General features: G+C 69.2%; 16 protein-coding genes. 7 read left to right on the top strand and 9 right to left on the bottom strand.

Going from position 1 to position 21,676, the window contains the following annotated elements:
• Positions 1–6: 6 nt before the first annotated feature.
• The 6 genes from BLV02_RS12510 to BLV02_RS12535 are packed head-to-tail and all read right to left on the bottom strand — an operon-like array spanning position 7 to position 6,521.
• On the bottom strand, positions 7–1,251 hold the full coding sequence (locus BLV02_RS12510) for a sialidase family protein (RefSeq protein WP_069115060.1): 1,245 nt from the start codon (positions 1,249–1,251) through the stop codon (positions 7–9).
• Positions 1,248–2,003, bottom strand: coding sequence for an HpcH/HpaI aldolase family protein (locus BLV02_RS12515; RefSeq protein ID WP_069115059.1), 756 nt, complete (start codon positions 2,001–2,003; stop codon positions 1,248–1,250). The genes BLV02_RS12510 and BLV02_RS12515 overlap by 4 nt, the downstream gene beginning before the upstream one ends.
• Positions 1,996–3,135: an FGGY family carbohydrate kinase gene (locus tag BLV02_RS12520; RefSeq protein WP_069115058.1), complete on the bottom strand. Its 1,140-nt coding sequence runs from the start codon at positions 3,133–3,135 to the stop codon at positions 1,996–1,998. The genes BLV02_RS12515 and BLV02_RS12520 overlap by 8 nt, the downstream gene beginning before the upstream one ends.
• The gene (locus tag BLV02_RS12525) at positions 3,132–4,619 is read right to left on the bottom strand and encodes an ABC transporter substrate-binding protein (RefSeq protein WP_069115057.1); all 1,488 of its coding nucleotides are present in this window, start codon (positions 4,617–4,619) and stop codon (positions 3,132–3,134) included. Before BLV02_RS12525 ends, BLV02_RS12520 begins: the two co-directional genes overlap by 4 nt.
• Positions 4,620–4,654: 35 nt before the next feature.
• A complete protein-coding gene (locus BLV02_RS12530) occupies positions 4,655–5,602 on the bottom strand; it encodes a carbohydrate ABC transporter permease (protein ID WP_083289236.1) in 948 nt (315 codons plus the stop codon).
• Positions 5,589–6,521, bottom strand: coding sequence for an ABC transporter permease (locus BLV02_RS12535; protein WP_069115055.1), 933 nt, complete (start codon positions 6,519–6,521; stop codon positions 5,589–5,591). Before BLV02_RS12535 ends, BLV02_RS12530 begins: the two co-directional genes overlap by 14 nt.
• A gap of 131 nt (positions 6,522–6,652) precedes the next feature.
• Here BLV02_RS12535 and BLV02_RS12540 point away from each other — a divergent pair, with 131 nt between their 5' ends.
• The 6 genes from BLV02_RS12540 (at position 6,653) to BLV02_RS12565 (ending at position 17,783) form a co-directional block, all read left to right on the top strand.
• Entirely contained in the window at positions 6,653–8,260 is a 1,608-nt protein-coding gene (locus BLV02_RS12540; protein ID WP_069115054.1) for an alpha/beta fold hydrolase, read from the top strand.
• Positions 8,261–8,280: 20 nt separating this feature from the next.
• Positions 8,281–10,242, top strand: a complete 1,962-nt coding sequence (locus BLV02_RS12545; RefSeq protein ID WP_083412377.1) for a DUF8034 domain-containing protein — start codon at positions 8,281–8,283, stop codon at positions 10,240–10,242.
• Positions 10,239–11,006: an RraA family protein gene (locus BLV02_RS12550; protein WP_069115053.1), complete on the top strand. Its 768-nt coding sequence runs from the start codon at positions 10,239–10,241 to the stop codon at positions 11,004–11,006. The genes BLV02_RS12545 and BLV02_RS12550 overlap by 4 nt, the downstream gene beginning before the upstream one ends.
• A complete protein-coding gene (locus BLV02_RS12555) occupies positions 11,003–11,986 on the top strand; it encodes an aldo/keto reductase (RefSeq protein ID WP_069115052.1) in 984 nt (327 codons plus the stop codon). Before BLV02_RS12550 ends, BLV02_RS12555 begins: the two co-directional genes overlap by 4 nt.
• Positions 11,987–12,158: 172 nt before the next feature.
• Positions 12,159–13,232, top strand: coding sequence for an amylo-alpha-1,6-glucosidase (locus BLV02_RS12560; RefSeq protein ID WP_143045061.1), 1,074 nt, complete (start codon positions 12,159–12,161; stop codon positions 13,230–13,232).
• Positions 13,233–13,628: 396 nt separating this feature from the next.
• On the top strand, positions 13,629–17,783 hold the full coding sequence (locus tag BLV02_RS12565) for an NACHT domain-containing protein (protein WP_069115050.1): 4,155 nt from the start codon (positions 13,629–13,631) through the stop codon (positions 17,781–17,783).
• Positions 17,784–17,970: 187 nt separating this feature from the next.
• Here the strand turns inward: BLV02_RS12565 and BLV02_RS12570 are convergent, their stop codons facing one another.
• Entirely contained in the window at positions 17,971–18,351 is a 381-nt protein-coding gene (locus BLV02_RS12570) for a cyclophilin-like fold protein (RefSeq protein ID WP_083289232.1), read from the bottom strand.
• A gap of 456 nt (positions 18,352–18,807) precedes the next feature.
• On the opposite strand from BLV02_RS12570, the gene BLV02_RS12575 reads away from it, so the two are divergent.
• Positions 18,808–20,598: a thiamine pyrophosphate-requiring protein gene (locus BLV02_RS12575; protein WP_069115048.1), complete on the top strand. Its 1,791-nt coding sequence runs from the start codon at positions 18,808–18,810 to the stop codon at positions 20,596–20,598.
• Here the strand turns inward: BLV02_RS12575 and BLV02_RS37145 are convergent.
• Together BLV02_RS37145 and BLV02_RS12580 are read right to left on the bottom strand one after the other, a co-directional pair.
• Positions 20,595–20,732: a hypothetical protein gene (locus BLV02_RS37145; RefSeq protein WP_216094607.1), complete on the bottom strand. Its 138-nt coding sequence runs from the start codon at positions 20,730–20,732 to the stop codon at positions 20,595–20,597. The two genes, BLV02_RS12575 and BLV02_RS37145, sit on opposite strands and share 4 nt — an antisense overlap.
• Entirely contained in the window at positions 20,729–21,622 is an 894-nt protein-coding gene (locus tag BLV02_RS12580) for a DNA topoisomerase IB (protein ID WP_216094606.1), read from the bottom strand. The genes BLV02_RS37145 and BLV02_RS12580 overlap by 4 nt, the downstream gene beginning before the upstream one ends.
• Positions 21,623–21,676: the final 54 nt, after the last annotated feature.

The raw sequence follows: 21,676 nt of genomic DNA on the forward strand, positions 1-21,676 counted from the left end.
TGGGGGTCAGGCGTTGGCGTGCGGGTTCGATTCGCGGTGCAGCCGCGCGTCGCGTGCGGCGGGGTCGGGCTCGGAGACGACGATCCGTTCCACCAGGTCGGAGCGGCCGGCGGTGATCGCGTCCTCGGTGAAGCGGGCCAGCAGGACCTGGCCGTCGGTGCGGCGGTTGTGGTCGTAGGAGACGCAGATCCGCCCGTATGGCAGTTCGGCGATGTCGGGGTAGGCCACCTTCGAGCGGCCGTCCAGGACCAGACCCCTCGTCCAGGTGACGCCGTCGTCGTGCGACAGGTACGCGGTGAGCTCGCTGCGGCCGTGACCGGGCGCCGGCCGGCCCAGCTCGGAGCCGTTCTTCACCAGCAGCAGGGCGCCGCTGCGCAGCCGCTGCAGCGCGTGGCGTGAGCTCGGCTGCCGGATGACGGACGACGGACGTGGCTGCTTCCAGCGCGTGGCCGTCGGGTCGCCGGTGGTCTCGGCCAGACCACCGGACGCGAGCCGTGCGGTCAGCCAGAGCGTGCCGTCGGTGCGCTGGACCAACCGCGGCTCGTCGAACTCGGGAGGGCCGAAGCGGATGGTTGCTGTGTGCTCCCAGCTCAGGCCTTCGTCGAGGCTGCGCCGCACCCAGGCGCCGCGGTGTTCGTCGAGGTCGCCGAAGTGGTCGTGGAAAGGATTGACCGCCCACGGTGCGACCGATGCCGGCTGGCCCGGCTCGATCCGGGTCCTGTCCCACAACGACCCGGTCATCACCCAGGAGCGGTCGGAGAGCACGACGGGTTTGTTCAGGAGCGCCCCGTCGGCGATCCGCCGCGGTGCGGACCAGGTGAGCTCGTCGGCATCAGCATCCGGTGAGCTCAGGGCCCAGGTGCCGGCTCGGCCGTCGAAGTAGGTGACGGCCTGGTCGACGAAGAGCCAGAGGCGGTTGTGAGGGTCGACCCAGACGGCGCCGACCAGACTGCGGCGCCGTAGCGCGTCGTCGGCGCTTCCGGGGTTGACCAGCGTGACCGGATCGGACCACGTGCGTCCGCCGTCGTCGCTGCGGCGAAGGACCACGAACGCGAGGTGGTTGTCGCCGCCGGCGATCGACGCCGACCACAACCGCCCGCCGGCGGTCGCGTCGATCCCGAGGGTCATGCCGTAGTCGAAGCGCACCGGGACGGACGCGAGGTCCGCTCCGGAGACGATCGACGGGCCGCGCAGTGCTGACTCGAGAGCGGCGTCCAGCTCGTCGGGGGTGGGTGTGCGCGAGTCGGTCATCGATCGGTCTCCCGGAAGGCGTCGCGGGCGTTGGCGACGGCACCGTGCAGCAGGGCGGAATCGCTGGACCAGCACAGCCACGTGCAGCCGTGCGCGAGCGCCCGGCTCGCCAGCGCCGCGTTCGAGGTCATGACGCCGGCGGTCAGGCCGTGTGTGCGGGCCGCCGCGGCGATGGCGCGCAGCGCCTCGTCCAGCACCGGGTGGTCGTAGCGTGCCGGTGCGCCGGCGTTGGTCAGCAGGTCGTTGGGCCCGAGCACCAGCCCGTCCAGCCCGGGCACCGAGGCGATCGCGTCGAGCCGGTCCAGCGCGGCAGGCGTCTCGACCTGTGCCAGCGCGTGGACCCCGGTGTTGGCGCGGCCGAGGTACTCGGCGACGTCGACGCGCTGGAAGTCCGTGTGCGCCCGGAAGGTGCTGACCCCGCGGCGGCCGAGGGGCGGATACTTCGTGGCCTCGACGAGGAGTTCGCAGTCGGCGCGCGAGGAGACCATCGGGGCGACGATCCCGGTCGCGCCGGCATCGAGGTAGCGCCTCGTACGCGCCATTTCGGAGAGGGGGACACGGACGTAGATCTCGAGGGCGTCCCAGGCGGCGGCGATCAGGGTCGACACCTGAGCGTCGTCGAACGCACCGTGCTCGCCGTCGACGACGGCGAAAACCAGTCCGGCCGAGGCGAGGATCCGAGGCAAGGCCGGCCCGGCGAACTCGCAGATCATGGTGCCGAGGTGCTGCGGCGACGGGGAGTGGTCAGGCACGGCCGGCCCCCAGCGCGGCCGGCTCGGCGAGGCGAGCCAGCCCGAGAAGGGCGTGGTCGTGGGCCTGGTTGTGCCGGACGGGCAGCCCGGTGAGCCGGTACAGCGTCTGGCCGAAGGCCGGCCGGCGGCGTGCCGCTCCTCCGGTGACGACCAGCCGGGTGGCGTCGCGGGCCGGGTTCAGCAGCTCCACCGCGGCGGCGAAGCGGCGCGCCGTCCGCTCGCCGGGATCGTCGACGACCGTCTGCCCAGTTGGCAGCCCGGAGACGACCCGCAGGTAGCCGCCGTTCAGGTGCGGGCGCAGTTCGGTACCCGCGATCTGGTCCCGGTCGTCAGCGGGACGGCTGACCAGACCGGCGGTTCCAGCCGCGACGACGATGCCTGTCCGGTCGGTGACGCCGGCTCCGAGCACCGCGGCCTGGTTGTCGCCGAGGTCCGGATGGAGGACGACCCCCGTCCGGCGGCAGGTTCCGACGGGCGTGAGGTCGTGCACCACGCGCGGGAAGACGAGCTCCGACAGCCCGGCCCACCCGATCAGGTCATCGCTCCACCGGGCTTCGACGAGATCGTAGAGCCCGGTGGCGGCGGCGCAGGTGACGTGGGTGACGTGCTCGCCGGACAACTGGTCGAGCACGAGGCTGCCGAGGGTGTGGAACCGCCCGCGCGGCGCCCGGCCGGCGGCATGGGCGAGCGCGTGGGCGTTCGCCAGCGGGGAATCAGGCCGCAGCCAGGTTCCGGTACGGGCCATCGCGGCCGGCGGGATGCGGGCGGCGAGCCGGGCGAACGGTGTGCGCCCGCGGACCGGGCGCGAGGCGTGGCCGGCCTGCCAGGTGAGGTAGCGGGTGGGCCGGTCGCCGTCCTCGATCGCGAAGCCGCGCATGTGCGTGCTGAGGCGCAGCGCCCGGATCGGCTCGGGTCCTCGGCTCTCGCGATCGAGGAGGGTCGCCACGGTGCCTCGCACGGCCGCGGCGCTCCAGGTCGCGTCGTCGTCCGCCGTGGCATCGGCGAGCTCCGAGGTCGGCCGTGGCGGGCGCGGCTCGATCCCTCGTCCGCTCGTCACCGCGGACTTGACCCAGGTGGTGCCGAGGTCGAGCAGCAGGGTGCGTGGCGTGCCCGTCCGGTGCCGGCCGGTCATCGGCCCTTGAATTCGTCGAGCTGCTCCTGCGTCTCCTGCAGGATTCGGGGGAGGCCGGCCCGCTCGATGGCCGAGCGCAGGTTGGACAGTGCCTCGTCCGCGTCGAGCTGCCCCGTGAGTGCCAGAGGCGCGTGCTCGTCGATGGCCGCGGTGACCGCCGCGACCTCGGTGCGGATGCGGTCGGTGGTGAGGGAGAACCCGATGGCCTTGGACGGGGCGGCCGACCCGTTCAGTTCGGCCTCGCGTTCCCAGCGCTTCGCCTCGGCGTCGGCCAGGTTGCGGTACGGCGCGTTGAACTGGTTGCCGAAGACCCAGTCGCTGTTGGGGTCGTAGGCCGCCTGCTGGGGTCCGGCTTCGACCAGGTCCGGGTGGTCGGCGCTCTGGACGTAGTGGGTGCCCTCGATGCCGAAGCAGATCGTGCGGTACACGTCCAGGTCGGTGTTGAGGGCCTCGAGGAACGACAGCACCGCAGCGGGGTCGGGAGTGTCGACGTTGATGCCGGTGAGCGTCGCGAGAACGCCGTCGGTGTTGAGCAGCGGTGTGCGGACGAACGTGTTGCCGATGGTGGCGAACTCGGTGTACTGCGGGTTCGTCGGGAGGTACTGGGCATCGGCGAACGCGGTCTGGCCGGAGTTCCAGCGGGTCTGCATGTCGTCGGCCGACGGCGGTGTGGGTTCCACGAGGCCGAGCTCGTTCCAGCGCCGCATGGTGCGGACGGCGTCCTCGAACTCGGGTGTGTCGAACCATGAGAACGCCGCCAGCGAGTCGTCGTCGTAACGAACCGCCAAGGCGAGCGTGGTGGCGATGGGGTCGAAGCCGTGGATCTCCGGCTGGAACAGCTTGCCGTGGGCCTGGTTGGAGGTGGACCAGGGCAGCAGTTGTCCTGCGTCCCTGACCCGGACCAGGAAGGGTTCCAACTCGGCGAAGGACGTGATGGCCGCGGGGTCCATCCCGAGCTGGTCGACGACCTCCTGCTTGGCCTGGAAGCCCCACATCTTGGGGAAGCGCTGCTGGTTGATGACGCCGTAGATCCGGCCGTTGACGCGGGCGGCGTCCCAGACGTCCGACGACATACTGGCCAGCAGCTTGGGCGCATGCTCGGCCAGTAGGTCGTCGAGCTCGAGCAGGTTGCCGTCTGAGGCGTTGGTGGCGTACGAGTTGGACCACGGTGCCGTGAAGTAGAGATCGCCCGGGTCACCCGAGGCGACCCGCAGGCCCATCGCCTGGTTGTAGTCCTGGAGTGCGTCGAGCGTCACCGTGTACGGCGCGCCCCGGTCGGCGAGCAGGTCGTTGAGCGAGTCCTGGACAGCCCCGGCGTCGGGCAGTTCCTTGGTGGCCATGAAGGTGTAGGTGAGGTCGGCCGAGCCGTCACTCCGGCCGCCGTCGCCGTTCCTCGAGCAACCGGAGAGGAATCCTGCACCGGCCAGGCCCGCGGCGATGCCGCCGCCGGCGACCAGGAGAGAGCGCCTGCTGATGGTGTTCATGACTGCGGTGTCCTTTCGGTCCTTCGGACGGGCGGTCAGTCCTTGACGCCGCCGAGAGTGATGCCCTTGATGAGGAACTTCTGCAGGAAGAAGAAGGCGATGACGATCGGACCGATCGCGAGGACGGCGATCGCCGCCCGCGCAGACTGCACCGGGACGACGTCGAAGCCGCCGGCCAGCTGGGGGTTGGTCAGCGCGAAGTCGATGTTGGAGTTGATGCGATACAGCAGCAGCTGGACGGGGGTCAGCGCCCGATCCTGGACGTAGAGCAGTCCCAGCCACCAGTCGTTCCAGTACTGGAGCATGACGAACAGCCCGACGGCTCCGAGCGCGGGTTTGGACAGCGGGAGCACGACGGAGCGGAAGACCCGGAGTTCGCCGGCGCCGTCGATGCGGGCCGCGTCGAACAGCTCGCTCGGCAGGCCCATGAAGTACGTGCGCAGGAGCAGCACGTACCACGGTGCGACCAAGTAGGGGAGGATCAGCACCCAAAGCGTGTCCTGGAGCCCGTAGTAGCGAGTGATCATGATGTAGAGCGGGACCAGGCCGCCATTGAAGATCATGGCGAACAGCACGGCGAGAGTGATCGGCCGCCGCAGGCGGAAGTCCGGCCGCGAGAGCGCGAACGCCATCAGCGCCATGATGAGCAGCGACGCCACGGTGCCCACCCCGGTCACGACGATCGACACGGCGTAGCTGCGCAGGAGCTGATCGGCGTTGTCGAGCACGAAGCGGTACGCCTCTGTGGTGAACCCGCGCGGCCAGAGCCCGTAGCCGTGCTCGTTGAGCTGAGTCTCGTCGGAGAACGACGCCGAGACCATGATGACGAGAGGGAGGACGAAGGCCGCGGCGATACCGACGGCCACGACGCGAAGGACGAGGGGCGCCCGCCGCGCGGCGCTCGGCTTGCGCCGTCCGGCGGGTGTGGACGGCACCGGCGGGATGGCTCCGGCCTGGCGCGGAGTGACCTCAGAAGAGAGCATTGTCCGGAGTCCTCCTGCGCACGTACCAGTTGGCTGTGGTGACCAGCAGGAATCCGACGACCGCCTGGTACAGGCCGGCCGCGGCCGCCATACCGACGTCACCGGTGGTGGTCAGCGCCCGGTACACGAACGTGTCGATGACGTCGGTGGTGGGATAGAGCGCGGGGTTGTTCTGGGTCACCTGGAAGAACAACCCGAAGTCGGCGTTGAACATCTTGCTGACCGACAGCAGGACGTTGATGACGATGAGCGGGAGCAGCAGGGGAAGGGTGATGCGGCGGATCTGCTGCCATCGTGATGCGCCGTCGATGTCGGCGGCCTCGTACAGGGACGGGTTGATCGCGAGGATGCCCGCCACGTAGACGATGACCCAGAACCCGACGCCCTTCCACAGGTCGACCGACACCAGGATGGCGGGCCAGTACTCGGGTTCGGAGTACCAGTTGACCGCGGGCAGGGCGGCCGCGCCCAAGATCTGGTTTACCAGGCCGCGACCGGAGTCCAGGAACGCTGTGACGAGGTTGGCCACGACCACCCAGGACAGGACGAACGGCAGGAACATCGCCGACTGCGTGACGGTGGCCAGCAGCGGCGAGCGGGCACGCAGCTCGTGCAGGACGAGCGCGAGCGTCAGGGCGACCACGAGGGTTGCGACGATGAACGACAGGTTCATGACCACGGTGTTGCGTGTGATCCGCGCCGCGTCGCCGGCGAACAGGTAGGCGAAGTTCTCGAATCCCACGGTCTGGCTGCCGAAGATGCCGTCACGCGGGCGGAAGTCCTTGAACGCCAGCACGATGCCGAAGAGCGGGGCGTAGTTGAACAGGACCAGCAAGGCCAGCCCGGGCGCGCACAGCCCGAGGTAGAGCAGTTCGCGACGGATCGCCCGAGAGCGCCGCTGACTACGTCGCGGTCGCACACGAGGCTCACTCTGCACGGCGCCATCACCTGCTTCGTCGCTGGAGGACCGGAGCGGTCTGAGGGAATTTACTTCGCCGACACTCGAAAGAACATTGATTTCATGTGGCTGAAAGGATTATTCTCACTGCCGTGCTCATCGGTCAAGTACCTCAGCCCGGTCGTAGTAGCGGTGCCATCGACCGCATCCACGCCTACCTGCCGAACCTGTCGCCGGCGGAGCGCCGCGTCGGCGAGGCCATCATCGCCAGCCCAGGCGACGCCATCGGAATGACGATCATGGAGTTCGCCAAGGAGTGCGGCGTCGCCCAGGCGACCCTCACTCGCTTCGCGCAGCATGTCGGGTTCGACGGCTACCCGGCGCTTCGGCTCAGCCTCGCCAACGATCGGGCGCTGACCGCGCAGATCCGTGCCGAAGGGCCGGCAGAGCGCGACATCCAGGCGGCCGCCCACTTCGGGAACGACGACTACCTGCCCATGCTCGCGGCCGCCCTCCGGCACACCTCGGTGGTCGAGATCTGGTCGTCCCCGGACACCGACGTCGGCGCGGAGCTGCTGGCCACCGAACTGCGTGCGCTCGGTGTGCATGCCAGTTGGTCGAACAAGCCGCGGCATTGGGCGTTGACCGCGGGCGCGCTGCCGCCAACCTCGATGGTCGTGTTGTTCGGGCCGACTGGTCCGCATGCCGCCGAAACCGACCGTGCGCTCGGCCTGGCGCGTGCGCGAGGCGCATCGGTCGGGATCGTCGGCGGTTCACTACCCAGCGGCCAGCCCGAGCCCGGGACCTACGCACTTTCGCTTCCACAAGGCGCCACACCGGAGACGGCGTCCATCATCGCCGCGCACTCGATCGCCCAGGCCGTCCGAGCCGTGTCACACATCGTCGGGGATGGGCCGGCGTCGCCGTGGACACCGTGGCCCCACCTGCGCGACCTCTACATCCCGTTCCCGGGCCACGACCCCATTCCGGCGACACTGCTCAGCCAGCCGCCCGATTCCCCGTCGGCCAGCCTCGTCGTCCTGTTCGGGGGACACCGGTCGTCGCGTGAGCAGGCCGTGCCGCCAGGCATCCCGGTGAACCGCGAGCTGCCCAGCCATGCCGCTGCTCTGCTGAACGACGGACACCACGTCCTCGTCGTCGAGAATCCAGGGCACGGTGCGCGCAAGCGGGAATGGGAGAACGCGTCCGACCTCGTCGGATTCAGCCTCGACGGCCAGGGCGAGGACCTGCTCGAAATCGCGTGGACGCAGGCGCCGCACATTGTCGATGCGGTCCTCGATCTGCCCGAGCAGGTCGATCCCGCACGCATCGCGGTCGTCGGCCAGTCCTGGGGCGGACTGCAGGCGATGCTCATGGCGTCGGGGGACCCGCGGCTGCGCTGCGTCGCCGCGCTCATGCCGGTCTGTTTCCCGACCACCGTGCGGGAGTACGCCAAGTTCGCCAGGCGCTCGCGAGTCGAGAAGGCGAGCCTGCTGGGGGAGCGGGGCGACCACCTCGCGACGCGCCCGCTGCTGCTGGTCTCCGGTGAGCATGACCATGTGGCTCCCTCGCAGGAGGTGCGCCGGCTCGAGGAGGGGCTGCGTGCCCGGTACGAGAGCGACGGTCGCGGAGAGCAGCTCGTGCACGTCGAGCTGGCGAACGTCGGGCACACCTTCAGCCGCGACGCCACGGAACGGATGCTCGTCTGGGTCGCGCAGCACCTGGGCGGCGAGGGCACGGCCGTCGACGGGCGGCGGTGACCGTGGGAATCGGTGCGGCAGTGGCCAGACGGACCAGCATCTCCATCGCCCCCAGCGGAGGGCCCTTCCCGGCCTGGGCCGTGCTCGAACGAAAGCTGATCGACGAACTGGACCGCGCGTGGCGGGTGTTCCGGGACCGGTGCACCGAGCCCGACGGGCGGGTCCGGTTCGACAACGCCGGCTACCTGAGCTCCCGGGACGCCGTCGACGACTTCTACGAGATCTTCTTCAACTGGCCGACCCTGGCGCTGATCACCGGTTCGGATGATCTGCTGGACGCGTCGAAACGGCATTGGACGGGCACGACCCGGATGCTCGCCGAGCTGGGCCGGCTCGAGGACGAGTACGAGGTCGGCTACGACTGGTTCCACCAGGGCGAGGGCAACCTCTTCTTCTACGGCCTCTGCCTCGCGGCGCCACAGGATGACGATCTCGTCGAGCGCTCCCGCCGGTTCGCCGACCTCTACCTGGGCGGTCCACCGTCGAACTACGACTCCGAACGCAACATGATGCGGGCGATCCACACCGGTGCCGGCGGCCCGCGTTACGGGCTGCGTGACGAATCGGTGGCGCGCTACCCATGGACGCGGTCGATGGACCGCTACGGCCTGCCCTTCACTTGGCTTCCCGGCATCGAGAGTTATGACGCCCTGCTCGCCGACGACGCGCTGCAACGACGCCTGGGCGAGGAGATGGAGCGGCGCATGGGGCGCGGCGACGCCGTCGTCAGCCTGGCGGTGACCAGCCTGATGATGAACGCCCACCTCATGACCGGCGACGAGAAATACCGGGACTGGATGCTGCGCTACACCGACGGCTGGGTCGGGCGCGCAGCCGGCAACGGCGGCGTCGTGCCCGACAACGTCGGCCCGAGTGGTGCGGTCGGCGAGCTCATGGACGGCCGGTGGTACGGCGGTCACTACGGCTGGTCGTTCCCGCACGGCATCGAGAGCGTGGGCAGCGCCGTGCTCGTCGCGGCGATCAACTGCCACCTCGTCGCTCCCGATCGCGGCTATCTGGACTTCGCCCGCCGTCAGCTGGACTTCTGCCTCGACCACGCGGTCGTCGCCACGCCCGACCGCATCCATCCCGACATGCGCGAGGAATTCGTCCGCCGCCACGGCCTTGATCCGCACGCGCCGACGCTGCTCGCACCAGCTCGCTACACCGACGGCGGCCACTTCGACCTGCAGCCCCCGCCACTGGACCTGCTCACCGCGCTGTGGAACGTCAGCCAGGACGAGCGAGATCGCGGCCGCATCCGCGACCTCCGGCGAGCGAGCAGCGCCGACCCTGCCGCGTTCGGGCTGTTCCGCAACAAGGGCGAGGACGGCCACAGCGCGCCCTGGCTGGCCTTCCTCGACGGGGAGAACCCGCGCTACCCCGAGGTCAGCCTCACCGGGGCGCTGAGCATCCTGGCCCGGCGTCTCGAGCTCATCGAGTCAGACGCGACTGATCCCCGTGCCATGACCGAGTGGCACTACCAAGCGCTCAATCCCGTGCTGACCGAGGTGCTGTTGCAGCTCACCTCGGGCGCTCCACAGGTGATCTACAACGGCGGACTGCTCCAGACACAGGTCCGCTACCACGACGCCGTCACGGGTTCACCGGGGCTTCCCTCCGACGTGGCGGCGCTGGTCTCGCAGGTCACCACTGACGAGATCGAGTTGTCGCTGGTGAACACCTCGCTCGCCGAGCCGCGCGAGGTCACCGTCGTCGGCGGCGCGCTCGGTGAGCATGCGATCACCGCCGTGGCCTGGACAGCTCTCGACTCCTGGCCGGGCTCGATCGCCGACCAGTTCGGGCCGACCGGCCCGGCGCAGACGCGCTGGGCCGAGGTCGAGACAGGTGCCCTGGACGTGCGGCTGGCCCCGGGCGCCGAGGCCCGGCTGACGCTCACCCTCGACCGCAACGCGTTCGCACCGACCTATCGCCCGCTGGCGCGGCCGCCCCGCGTCGCCGACGGACAGGAGCCATCGTGACCCGCACGATCCCCACCCCGGCCTGGCCGCTTCCCGTGGTCGGCGCCGAGCCGCCTCGGCCGGACTCCCTTCTGCTGAAGCGGTTCGAGCGTGTCTCGGCGGCCACGGCGTGCGCGATCCTGCACAAGCTGGGTATCAGGCGAACCTGGCTCGAAGGACCGACGCCCCTGGCCGCGGCACCGCACACGGTGGGTGTTGCCCGGACCCTGCTGCTCATGCCACAACGTGAGGACGTCGTCAGCGGCCTCGACCAGGAGTACGTCGAGCGGCACTCCGCGTTGTGGCGGGTGTTCGATGACGTCATGCCTGGTGACATGCTCGTGGTCCAGGCCAACGGCGCACCCCGTACTGGCTGCGTCGGCGAGATCCTCGCCACCGCCTTCGCCGAGTTGGGCGGCCGAGGCATCGTGGTGGACGGCCGAGTCCGCGATACTCCTGCGTTGACGGAGCTCGGCCTGCCGGTGTGGTGCACGGGCGCCACTCCTCACTACGCCTCGCAGGACGAGTTGTTTCCCTGGGGCTTTCACGTGCCTGTCCAGGTCGGCGGGTGCCTGGTGCTACCCGGCGACATCATCGTCGCCGATCGCGACGGCGCTGTCGTTGTCCCTGCGCGACTGGCTGAAGCCGTCGCCGACCGCGCCGAGGAACACGAGGACTGGGAGGCGTTCAGCCGCGACCGGGTCCGGGCCGGCGCCCGCCTTTCCGACTACTACCCACTCAACGAGGCGACCCGTCGCGAGTTCGAGAAGGAACGCGGTCGATGACGGCCGCACCGCTCCCGGCGGTCGGCATCGGCACGGCCGCCTTCGGCCGGCTGTATGCGCCCGTCTCGGCACGTATGGCTGCCGCCACCCTCGAGTCCGCCCGCGCGGCCGGCATCGACTACATCGACACCGCACCCGGCTACGGCGACGGCCTGAGCGAACAGCGCATCGGCCGCCACCTCGCGGGCGCCGGGCCGCGGCCGGTCATCTCGACGAAGGTGGGCACCGTCGTCGACGCCCTGCCTCCCATCGATCTCGACGATCCGGACGCCGTCACGATGCAACCCGGGCGCGTCCATCGCGGCTGGACAGTCGCGGACGTACGGCGCTCGATTTCGGACTCGCTGAACCGGTTGGGGATCGATGCCATCGACATCGCCCTGCTGCACGACCCCGAGACGGACGAGGACCAGGCCGCCACCACCGCCTACGAGGCGCTGCGCCAACTGCGTGCCGAGGGTGTCGTCGGCGCCATCGGGGTCGGCTGCAACCACGTCGACGTGGCCATCCGGTTCGTGCGGCGACTCGATCTCGACTACATCCTCATCGCGGGCCGGTACACCCTGCTCGATCACTCGGCCCTCGACGACCTGCTGCCCAGAGCACTGGACCGAGACACGAAGATCATCGCGGCCGGCGTGTTCAACTCCGGCATTCTCGCGTCGGGCCGTGCGGACGACCGGTTCCACTACCGGCCCGCGCCCGAGCACGTCAGAGAGCGGCTCCAGCAGCTCGTGGCGGCCTGCGCCCGGCACGACGTCGAGCTCGCGGCGGTCGCCGCCCAGTTCCCGTCCGGACACCCGGCCGTAGCGAGCACGGTCGTTGGTGTCCGGTCGCCCGACGAAGTACTGGCCAACGTCGAGGCGCTGCGCCGGCCCATCCCGGCCACCTTCTGGGACGAGTTGCGCGAACGAGCGCTGCTGCCGGCCAACGCGCCAGTTCCCAGTGGCCCACCCCTGAACGCGGGGGTGGCGCCATGACGGACCCGTACCCGATCGACTACGACCTCACGGGATACCTCGAGACAGCTCCCGACCCCGCGCGCTCCCACCTCACGATGGCCCTCCGGCCGCGAGGTCGGTAGATGACTACTACCGCGCCCTCGTCCCCGAGCTGCGCCGTACGTCGCCTGCGCTCGCGTACCCGTACCTGGTGCCGGGCGCGCATTACCACGCGTTGTGGACGTGGGACACCTACTTCACGGGGATGGCACTGCCGGACGACTACTTCGACCACGAAGTCGGCTCGCTGCGCAACCTGCTCGCGCACACGTCCGAGGGCGGCCGCCCGCCGTCGCGGATCGATCCCGACGGCGCGGCCGACTACCAGCACGCGGCCCAGCCCATCCATGCGGCCTGGTCGCTGTCGATCCTCGACCGCAGCGGCGACACAGAACTGCTCCGGGAGCTCTGGCCCACGCTGGTTCGGCTGCGTGCCTGGTGGGACGAGTCGACGATGTCCCGTCGCGGTCTGCACACCTGGGTCCGCGGCTCCGGCACGGGGATCGACAACGATCCGGCCATCTACGGCCGGTCAGGTGACACCGTCGCACTCGTCGACGTGAACTGTTTCCACGTCCGCGAGCTCACCGCCATGGCGGTCCTGAGCACTCGCCTGGGGATCGGTGAGCCCGGGCCTTGGCAGGAACGGGCCGACGCACTCCGAGCAGCCATCAATACCTACATGTGGGACGACCAGCGCGGGACGTATTTCCACCTGGACCTCGCTCCGCACACCTGGCAGACCTTCCAACAGCTCACCTGGGAACTTCCGCTCCTGACCCAGACCTGGGCGAACCTGTTCCCACTGTGGACCGGAGTGGCCGACCAGCGCCGGGCCGATCGCCTCGTCACCGAGCACGTACTGGATCCGTACCGGTTCCGTTCGCGGTTCGGCCTGCGATCGACCCCCGCTGACCAGCGCTTCTACAACAACGTGGCCATGGCGAACCCCTCGAACTGGCAGGGTCCGGTCTGGGCACTGCCCACCGCTCTCACCGCATATGGCCTGGCACGGTTCGGCTACCGGTCGGAGGCGCTCTCGCTCGCAAAGGACCTGCGTGACACTTTCACCCGTGACCTCGCGGCCACCGGCGCCGTCCACGAGTACTACGACGCCGACACCGGAACACCGCTCGCCCACCCGCACTTCGTCAGCTGGAACCTACTGATCACCCGTCTCGCCGACGATCTGGTCGCCAGCCACGACCCCACCGCACTGTGCTGAGTCGTCACACATGGACGCCATGATGGAGCGATTCCACGGAGGGCGTTCGCCTCGGGACCGGGCGGCGCATACCGGCAGGGCGCAAGGCGGATCGACTTGAGCCCTCACCGGCGTTTCCGCTGGTGAGAAGTGTGTTCAGAGTGTCCGAGGAGGGAACTGCCCACCTGGCCTCACCCTGCGAACCACGCTCGAACTGGCGCGATGACGCTACATAGCTACGGGTTCCGCAATGCCTGAATTCCCAACACATGGGCGCCGTGGGAACTTGCCACCTTCGTCGCCGTAAGGCTGTACTGTGACGGGCGCGCCGGACTGGTCCGGTCACCACCGCATCTAAATAGTGTGCCCGATCTGGGCGCAGTCGCCCCTTCTCCGTGAGGCCGGTGAGCGATGTCCATGAACCGCGTCGTGAACCTTGAGCGCTTCTGGTTGCCGACAGGGAAGTCGTACTCGCTCACAACCGCTGGATGGCTGAGCGACCCGAACTCGGAAGGGTTGTGGCGGGCGAACGCCGATGCGCTGGCCACGCGTGCCTTGGCCGATCGGCAGTGCGTGGTCCTGCTCGGGGAACCCGGCATGGGAAAGTCAAGCGCCCTGGACGGGGGCAGGGCGTTGCTCCCACAAGTGGAGGCGCTCGAGAATCAGTACGTTGATCTGGGTGTCTATGCCGGTGAAGATCGGCTGGTCCGATCTGTCTTCGAGAGCCAGGTCATCAACAAGTGGCAGGCAGGGTCGCATCGTCTGTGCCTCACGCTCGATGGCTTCGATGAGGCCCTGAATCGGATCGAGACTCTGGACCGACTACTCACGGACTACCTGGCGCGCTGGGACCGCGAGCGACTCTTCATCCGCCTCGTCTGTCGCACAGCCGACTGGCGCCAGTCCCTGCGAGCGGCTCTGGTGGAGGGCTTCGGTGACGCCAACGTTCACGAACTGCTACCGCTGCGTCGCTCCGACGCCGGGCTTCTCTTGCGCGCGGCGGGCCTCGATCCGGAGGAGATCCTCGCGGCCGTCGAGCAGACACGTATCGTCCCGCTTGCCGCTCGGCCACTCACCCTGAACCTCATCCGATCCTCGATCGGCCCCGGCGGATCTCTGCCCGACAATGCGGGCGCTCTGTACCAGCGGGGGCTGACAGCACTGCTCGACGAGATGAATCCAGAGCGTCGAGGAAGCATCCGGCCGCCGGGCGGCGTGGCAAGCCGGATGCTTGCCGCCAAGCGGATCGCTGCGCTGTCCCTGTTCGGTGATCGGCCGACCGTGTGGACGGGCCCCGTTGCTGAGGCGCTGCCGGACGACTTGACGGTTGACGAATGCCTCGGGACGCAAGAGTCCTCGTCGCCTGGCATCTCCTCGGACGACGTCGCTTCGACGCTACGTTCAGGAATCTTCGCAGGAGCCGGCGAGGGGCGCCTCACCTGGTCGCACGCTACCTTCGCGGACTTCCTCAGTGCTCGATGGATCCTGGATGAAGAACTCAACGACAAGCAGGTGTCATCACTGCTTGTAGCAAATGGCGGGCGCATCCACGCTCGTATGCGGCAGGTTGCGGCCTGGCTGGTCGGGCTCGACCCGTTGAGGTTCCGGGAGCTCATTCGGTCCGATCCGCAAGCATTCCTGGCGAGCGTCGACCTACCCGAGGAAGCACTACGCGCCGAGGTTGTCCGCGCTCTGCTTCAGGATGCGGAGACAGGGCAACTTTTCGACGATTTTCAAAGTGACTATTCGGGGCTGTACCACTCCGGCCTGGCCGAGCAGTTGCGGCCCGCCCTGGAGGCTGGGCAGGGCGAGAGGTGTCGCGTGGCGATTCGAATCGCCCGACAATGCTCATCTTTGCAGTCGGTGCCGGACCTGACTGCTCTCGCGCTGAACGACGACGCTGACCCGCACGTGCGCGCGTCGGCGGCCATGGCGGTCCACGACTTGTCCCCGGCCTCACCCAGCCATGACCTCGTGACGCTGATCGGACCCACGAACGAGCCGCCCACAAGCATGGATACCCGTGAGCTAGAGGCGGCGGCGCTCCTGGCGTCATGGCCGCACGCCGTGTCGACCGAGACGGTATTCTCGGTACTCTCACCCTCACGTCCACGCAGCTATAGAGGCCTGTACTCGAGCTTCGTCGATCACTTCGCGAGCGGGTTGGAAGACGCCGACCTCGAACCCGCCTGCGCATGGATTTTGGACGACATCTCGCGTGTGGATGACAGTCGGCTCACATCAATCACCACTGCGATCCTCCGGCTCTGCATCGCCAACCTCGACAACGATCGGGCGCGCGAGGTCGTGACAACGGTGGCCTTCAGGCGAATCGACGAGTATCAGCCTCCTTTCGGGGAGCCAGACCTTGCCGGCGAACAGATCACCATGGACGTCGGCGTGCGCCGGGCGGTGTGTCGTCTGCTCTTGGCGATGGCCTCGGAGGAGCAGGTCTGGTCGATCGTGTACCAATCGGGCCCTGGCGATCGGCTCATCGATGACGACGATCTTGAATGGCTCATAGACGTATACGTATCCAGCGACGGCGTTACCCGTGTTAACGCGGGCCGGGCGGCCCAGACTGTGCTCAGATCCGATCTGGTGTCTCACAGCGACGTGGTCCTTGGTCTTGCGGACGACCATCCTGCGGCAGGGCTCTTCGCGTACTGGCGTACGCCGGTGGAGTTTGATTCCGAAGCCGCCGTTGCAGCTCGAACCCAGTGGTACGAGCGCTCGCCCCGAGGTCGTGAGCGAAAGCAGGCTGGCGAGGGTGAATCGGCCGACCAGTGGGTCAACCCGCGCATCGCCGAGAACATCGCCAAGGTAGTCGCCGGCGAAGCCTCGGCATTCTGGTACGCCGCGCGTTTGGTCACCGTCAAACCTGGCACACAGAGGCACATGAACGAGTACCAGCCAGACCTGACGCTCCACCCTCGCTGGGAAACGCTCCCGGCGGCCGTGAGGTCTGACTTCGTGCTGGCGGCGGCAAGTTATGTCGAGAACGGTAAGTGCGAGCCTGAGCGATGGTTGGCGCAGAACCTCGACTTCTACCCGGCCCGAGCCGGATACAGGGCTTTGGTCTTACTGCTGCGCCTCGCACCTGACACGTTGGAGGCCGTGGCGCCCGCCGCATGGCGTGAGTGGGCACCGATCCTGGTCGCCTGGACCGCGACGGTCAACGGGGCGAGTGAGGAGGACAAGAGACGGTTGCTCGCATTGGCGCGCCCGCACGCCGACGAGGAACTGCGTGCGGCGATGCTGGCGTTGGTCGACCAGGCAATCGCCGATGGGTCGTATGTGTTTCTCAGGACAGAGTTCGATGCCCTGTCATCTGAGACGCTTGCGGGCGAACTCGTTGACCGGCTCGTCCGCCCGATGGCTGCCGACACACGATCGGCAATCCTGGACTTCCTAGTGGAGCGGCACAGCGCACTTGTCACACCCGTGCTGAGCGAATGGCTAAATGACGCCGAGCGGAGTGAGGACCCTGACCGTGCACAGGACGCCGTACGAAGGCTTCTCTGGCATGACGCGGCGGGCTCTTGGACCAAGCTGAGGGCGCTGATGGGTGACGATGCGCCGTTCATGGAGGCCGCGCTATCGGCAGGCGCCAATGCCTTCGCCTGGCACGTTCCGAACCTCCTGCCTCCGGACATGGCCGACCTATACCTGTGGTTGTTCCAACGCTTCCCTGCAGACGAGGACCCAACATCTGAGGACGCGCACCGTATCGGTTCACGCGAAGCCCTTGGGACTTGGAGGGACGCCTTGCTCAACGCTCTGACAAGGGCGGGGACGCGGGAGGCTGTAGCTGCTGTCGAGCAAATCGCCCAGTCTCGACCCGATGAGCCGTGGCTGGCGCGGGTCCTCGTTGACGCCAAGCGAGCGCTGCGTGATCAGAGTTGGGAACCGCTTACGCCACGCGATGTCGATCAGTTGGCGCAGAGTCGCCACGCCCACATCGTGCGCTCGGACGCCGATCTGCTTGCTGCAACACTGGGCGCGCTCGACGAAATTCAAGCGCGTCTGCAGGCGGACACACCCGCGGCCTACCTCCTATGGGACACCTACGCGGGAAGGCCAAAGTCTGAGGAGGAGATCTCGGACTACCTCGCCATCGAACTGCAGCAGCGCCTCAACGCCCGCGGCGTCGTGGTAAACCGAGAGGTTCAGGTGCGCCGCAGTAGGCCGGCCGGCCTACCTGAGCGGACCGACCTGCGGGTGGAGGCGCTGCGGCCGGACCAGGACAGCACGTCGGCAACAGGAACGCTCCGCATCCCCGCCGAGGTCAAAGGCATCTGGAACCGGGAGGTCATCGACTCCCTCGATACACAACTCGTCCAGCGGTACATGGCCGACTTCCAGACCGATCACGGCGTCTACATCGTCGCATGGTTCGACCCAGAGCCTTGGACGACCTCTGATGGCCGCAGAGGGACGGCAGCACCTCGCGGTGGCATCGCGGAGGTCCGTGCGACTCTGGGGGCCGAGGCCGAAAGACAGCTCGCCCGAGGCCGTGTGGTTGCCGTTCGCGTCCTGGACTGCTCGCTGAAGCGCCCAATCGCCACGTAGCCAAGCTCGGCGACCGGATAGACGAGGAACTGCAGGGCGCATTGGCAGACGGGCATCCCGGGCGCGGAGGGCGGCGAGTCCGCCGCCCATTGTCGCCGGCGGCCGCACGTACGGGGTTGGCCCCGATGTCGGCCGCGTGCTCGATGGGTCAGCCGTCGCCCCCGCCAGGAGAGTTCCTCCTTCGGCGTCATTCGACGACGGCGACGGTGACCTCGCCGTCCTCGAGGGCTTCGAGCTGGTCGAGCGTGGCTGCGAACACACCCAGGTGGACGATGTCGGCCGAGGGGGCGCCGCGCGTGCCCTCGTAGAAGAATGCGATGTCGCCCCAGGGCACGTAGATGGCCAGGTCGCCGGGCCCGGCACTCGACGGCGGCGCACCGGCGGTCTGGATCTCACGTGGCGGGTAGGCGATCTTCTCGACGCCGTTGAAGTCCTCGAAGGTGAGGGTCAGCGGCAGCATCGTCAGCAGGTCGCGGACTGCGGGGTTGTCCTCGTCGAGGGTCACGTCGATCGTCGGGCCGGATGCGGCGGTGAAGCGGATGATCGTGCCGATGACGGTGTCGTCCACAGGGCCCTCCTCGGTCGGGGTGTTGGTTGCGGCTGTGGCCGGCGTCGCTGGGGTGGACGTCGATGCCGGAGCCGACGGCGTGGTGCTGGTCGCGGGATCCTCGTCGGAAGGGGCACCGCATCCCGCGAGGACCAGCGCGAGCGCGATCGCGATCGCCGGTCCGGCGGTGAGCCTGGGCTGTCGCATCGAGGTTCCCTTTCGTGGCGGCCCGGAAGTCCTTCATCCATCCAACGCGCCGTCGAGGCAGAGTGGGAGTCACTGTCGAGGCATGTACTGCCAGGGACTCCCACGCACGACGAGCGGCAACCGGCCGTCGCCGAGGCCGCCCGGACGGCGCTGGGTCGCGTTCGACGGCGGCGAGATCGCTCCCGCGGCTGAGCGCCGAGAACGACCCGCTCGTGACCTGGAGCTGTTCGGGTACGGGCCGACGAGACACCGAGGAGTGAGGAGTGGGCCATGGCCGAGACAGTGGCGGCCCGGTTGCTGGAGCGGCTACGGGAGTGGGGGGTCGAGCAGGTCTTCGGGTATCCGGGCGACGGCATCAACGGGATCGTCGCGGCGTTCGGGGCGGCGGGCGATCAGCCGAGGTTCATCCAGACGCGGCACGAGGAGATGGCGGCGTTCGAGGCCGTCGGATACGCGAAGTTCAGCGGCCGGCCCGGTGTCTGCCTGGCGACGTCCGGTCCTGGGGCGATTCACCTGCTCAACGGCCTCTACGACGCCAAGCTGGACCATGTGCCGGTGGTCGCGATCGTCGGGCAGACCGACCGTGCGGCGATGGGTGGGCACTTTCAGCAGGAGGTCGACCTGCAGGCGCTGTTCAAGGACGTCGCGAGCGCGTACCTGGCCGAGCTGAACGTGCCGGAGCAGCTGCCGAACGTCCTCGACCGGGCGTTCCGGACGGCGCTGGCTCGCCGCGCGCCGACGGCGATCATCGTGCCGGCCGACGTGCAGGAGCTGGACCATCACGAGCCCGGGCACGTGTTCCGGCAGGTGCCGTCCGGCCCGCCGGACGCGCCGTCGTCGGTCGTGCTACCGGCGCAGGAACAGGTGGAGGCCGCGGCGGCCGTGCTGAACGCGGGGGAGCGGGTCGCGATCCTCGTCGGCCAGGGCGCGCGGGGCGCGGCCGGCGAGGTGATGGAGGTCGCCGAGGCGACCGGCGCCGGCGTGGCGAAGGCGCTGCTGGGGAAGGACGTGCTCTCCGACGACCTGCCGTACGTCACCGGGTCGATCGGGCTGCTGGGGACCCGGGCCAGTTATGAGCTGATGCGCGACTGCGACACGCTGCTGGTCGTCGGTTCCAGCTTCCCGTACAGCCAGTTCCCGCCCGAGTTCGGCCAGGCTCGCGCGGTGCAGATCGACGTCGACGGTTCGGTGCTCGGCATGCGGTACCCGACGGAGGTCAACCTCGTCGGCGACGCGGGCGCGACGCTGCGGGCGCTCGTGCCGCTGCTGCGGCCGTCGCCGGACCGCTCGTGGCGGTCGAGGGTCGAGGCGAGTGTCGCGGACTGGTGGGAGACCGTCGAGCGGCAGGCCATGGTCGACGCGAGGCCTGTCAATCCGATGCGGATCGTGCACGAGCTGTCCCTGCGGATCCCCGATGACGCCATCGTCACGGCCGATTCCGGGTCGTCGACGAACTGGTACGCGCGGCTGCTGCGGATGCACGGGTCGATGCGCGGATCGTTGTCGGGCACGCTGGCGACGATGGGCGCAGGGGTGCCGTACGCCATCGGCGCGAAGTTCGCCCACCCGGACCGGCCGGTGGTGGCGCTCGTCGGCGACGGCGCGATGCAGATGAACGGACTGGCGGAGCTGCTGACGATCACCCGCTACCAGGACCGCTGGGCCGACCGCCGGCTGGTGGTGTGCGTGTTCCACAACAACGACCTCAACCAGGTCACGTGGGAGCTGCGGGCTCTGGGCGGCGCGCCGAAGTTCGAGGAGTCGCAGTCGCTGCCCGACGTCGACTACGCGGAGCTCGCCCGCGGCCTCGGCCTGACCGGGATCAACGTCGACGCGCCCGGCGACCTGGGTGAGGCGTGGGACCGGGCGCTGACCGCGGACGGACCGGTGTTGCTGGATGTCCGGTGCGATCCCGAGGTGCCGCCGATCCCGCCGCACGCGACGTTCGAGCAGCTCAAGGAGACGACGGAGGCGCTGCTGAAGGGCGACCCCAACGCCTGGCGGGTGCTCGTGCAGGGCGTGAAGACCAAGGCGCAGGAGTTCGTGCCCGGCCGGGGCTAGCCGACCTCGTCGAGGAGGTCGAGGACGGCGTGCTCGACCCGTTGCCGGTCCTTCTCGCCGGCCGGCACGTCGCCGCCGCCGAGCCGACGCAGGGTGGGCGCGATGGTGGCGCCCTGTTCGAACGCCTCGATCACGGCGGGGTCGATGTAGGCGGAGCGGGCGACCGCCGGGGTGTTGCCGAGGTACTCGGCGACCTCCCGGATCGCGTGGGTCTCGGCGCGGCGGCGGCGGTCCGGCTCAGTGCCGCGGGATCGTCCGAGGCCGTGCCCAGGGCAGTCGCGGCGAGCACGGTGCCGTGCCAGGTGCGGAAGTCCTTGGCGCTGGCGTCGTCACCGCAGAGCTCGTGCAGGTAGTCGTTGACGTCGGACGAGCGGAGCTCACGCCAGGTCCGGCCCTTGTAGTACGCGAGCAGCGTCTGGTCCGGTTCGCGGCGGCGCATGAGGGCCCGCACGACCGCGACGACCTCGTCGTCGGCGACGGCTTGGACCCGTTCCTGCCCGGACTTCGCCGGGTACTCGAACACGACCGGCCCGCCGCGGGCGACGCTGACGTGCGAGCGGAGCACCGTCGCCAGGCCGTGCGAGCCGTTCTCCTGCGCGTAGGTCTCGCCGCCGATGCGGAAGAACCCGATGTCGAGCAGCCGGGCCGCGGCGGCGAGGACGCGCCGCCGGTTCAGGCCGCGGGTGGCGAGGTCCTCGGCGATGCGGGCGCGCGCCTTCGGTAGCGCCCGGCCGAACTCGCGGACGCGGGCGAACTTCTCCCGGTCGCGTTGCTCGCGCCAGGCCTCGTGGTACAGGTACTGCCGCCGGCCGGCGTCGTCGGTGCCGACGGCCTGCAGGTGGCCGTGCGGCCAGGGACAGATGCGGACGTCGGTCCAGGCCGGCGGGATGACCAGGTCCCGGATGCGGGCCAGCGTCTCGGCGTCGCGCAGCCGCTCGCCGCCGGTGTCGACGTAGCCGAAACCGCGGCCGCGGCGGCGCCGCAGGATCGCGGGCCCGGCCGGATCCCATCGTCGCAGGCGCACCGCCACCCCTTCCGCGCAGACCGTCCGTACCCGGTTCGGGCCGTTCGCACGCGT

The organism is Jiangella alba, from assembly GCF_900106035.1.
Taxonomy (GTDB): Bacteria; Actinomycetota; Actinomycetes; order Jiangellales; family Jiangellaceae; genus Jiangella; species Jiangella alba.

Bases quoted from the DNA above. Each gene is read 5' to 3' on its own strand.
- BLV02_RS12530 (WP_083289236.1), bottom strand. From the start codon at position 5,602: ATGCTCTCTTCTGAGGTCACTCCGCGCCAGGCCGGAGCCATCCCGCCG.
- BLV02_RS12525 (WP_069115057.1), bottom strand. From the start codon at position 4,619: ATGAACACCATCAGCAGGCGCTCTCTCCTGGTCGCCGGCGGCGGCATC.
- BLV02_RS12555 (WP_069115052.1), top strand. From the start codon at position 11,003: ATGACGGCCGCACCGCTCCCGGCGGTCGGCATCGGCACGGCCGCCTTC.
- BLV02_RS12510 (WP_069115060.1), bottom strand. From the start codon at position 1,251: ATGACCGACTCGCGCACACCCACCCCCGACGAGCTGGACGCCGCTCTC.
- BLV02_RS12520 (WP_069115058.1), bottom strand. From the start codon at position 3,135: ATGACCGGCCGGCACCGGACGGGCACGCCACGCACCCTGCTGCTCGAC.
- BLV02_RS12575 (WP_069115048.1), top strand. From the start codon at position 18,808: ATGGCCGAGACAGTGGCGGCCCGGTTGCTGGAGCGGCTACGGGAGTGG.
- BLV02_RS12565 (WP_069115050.1), top strand. From the start codon at position 13,629: ATGAACCGCGTCGTGAACCTTGAGCGCTTCTGGTTGCCGACAGGGAAG.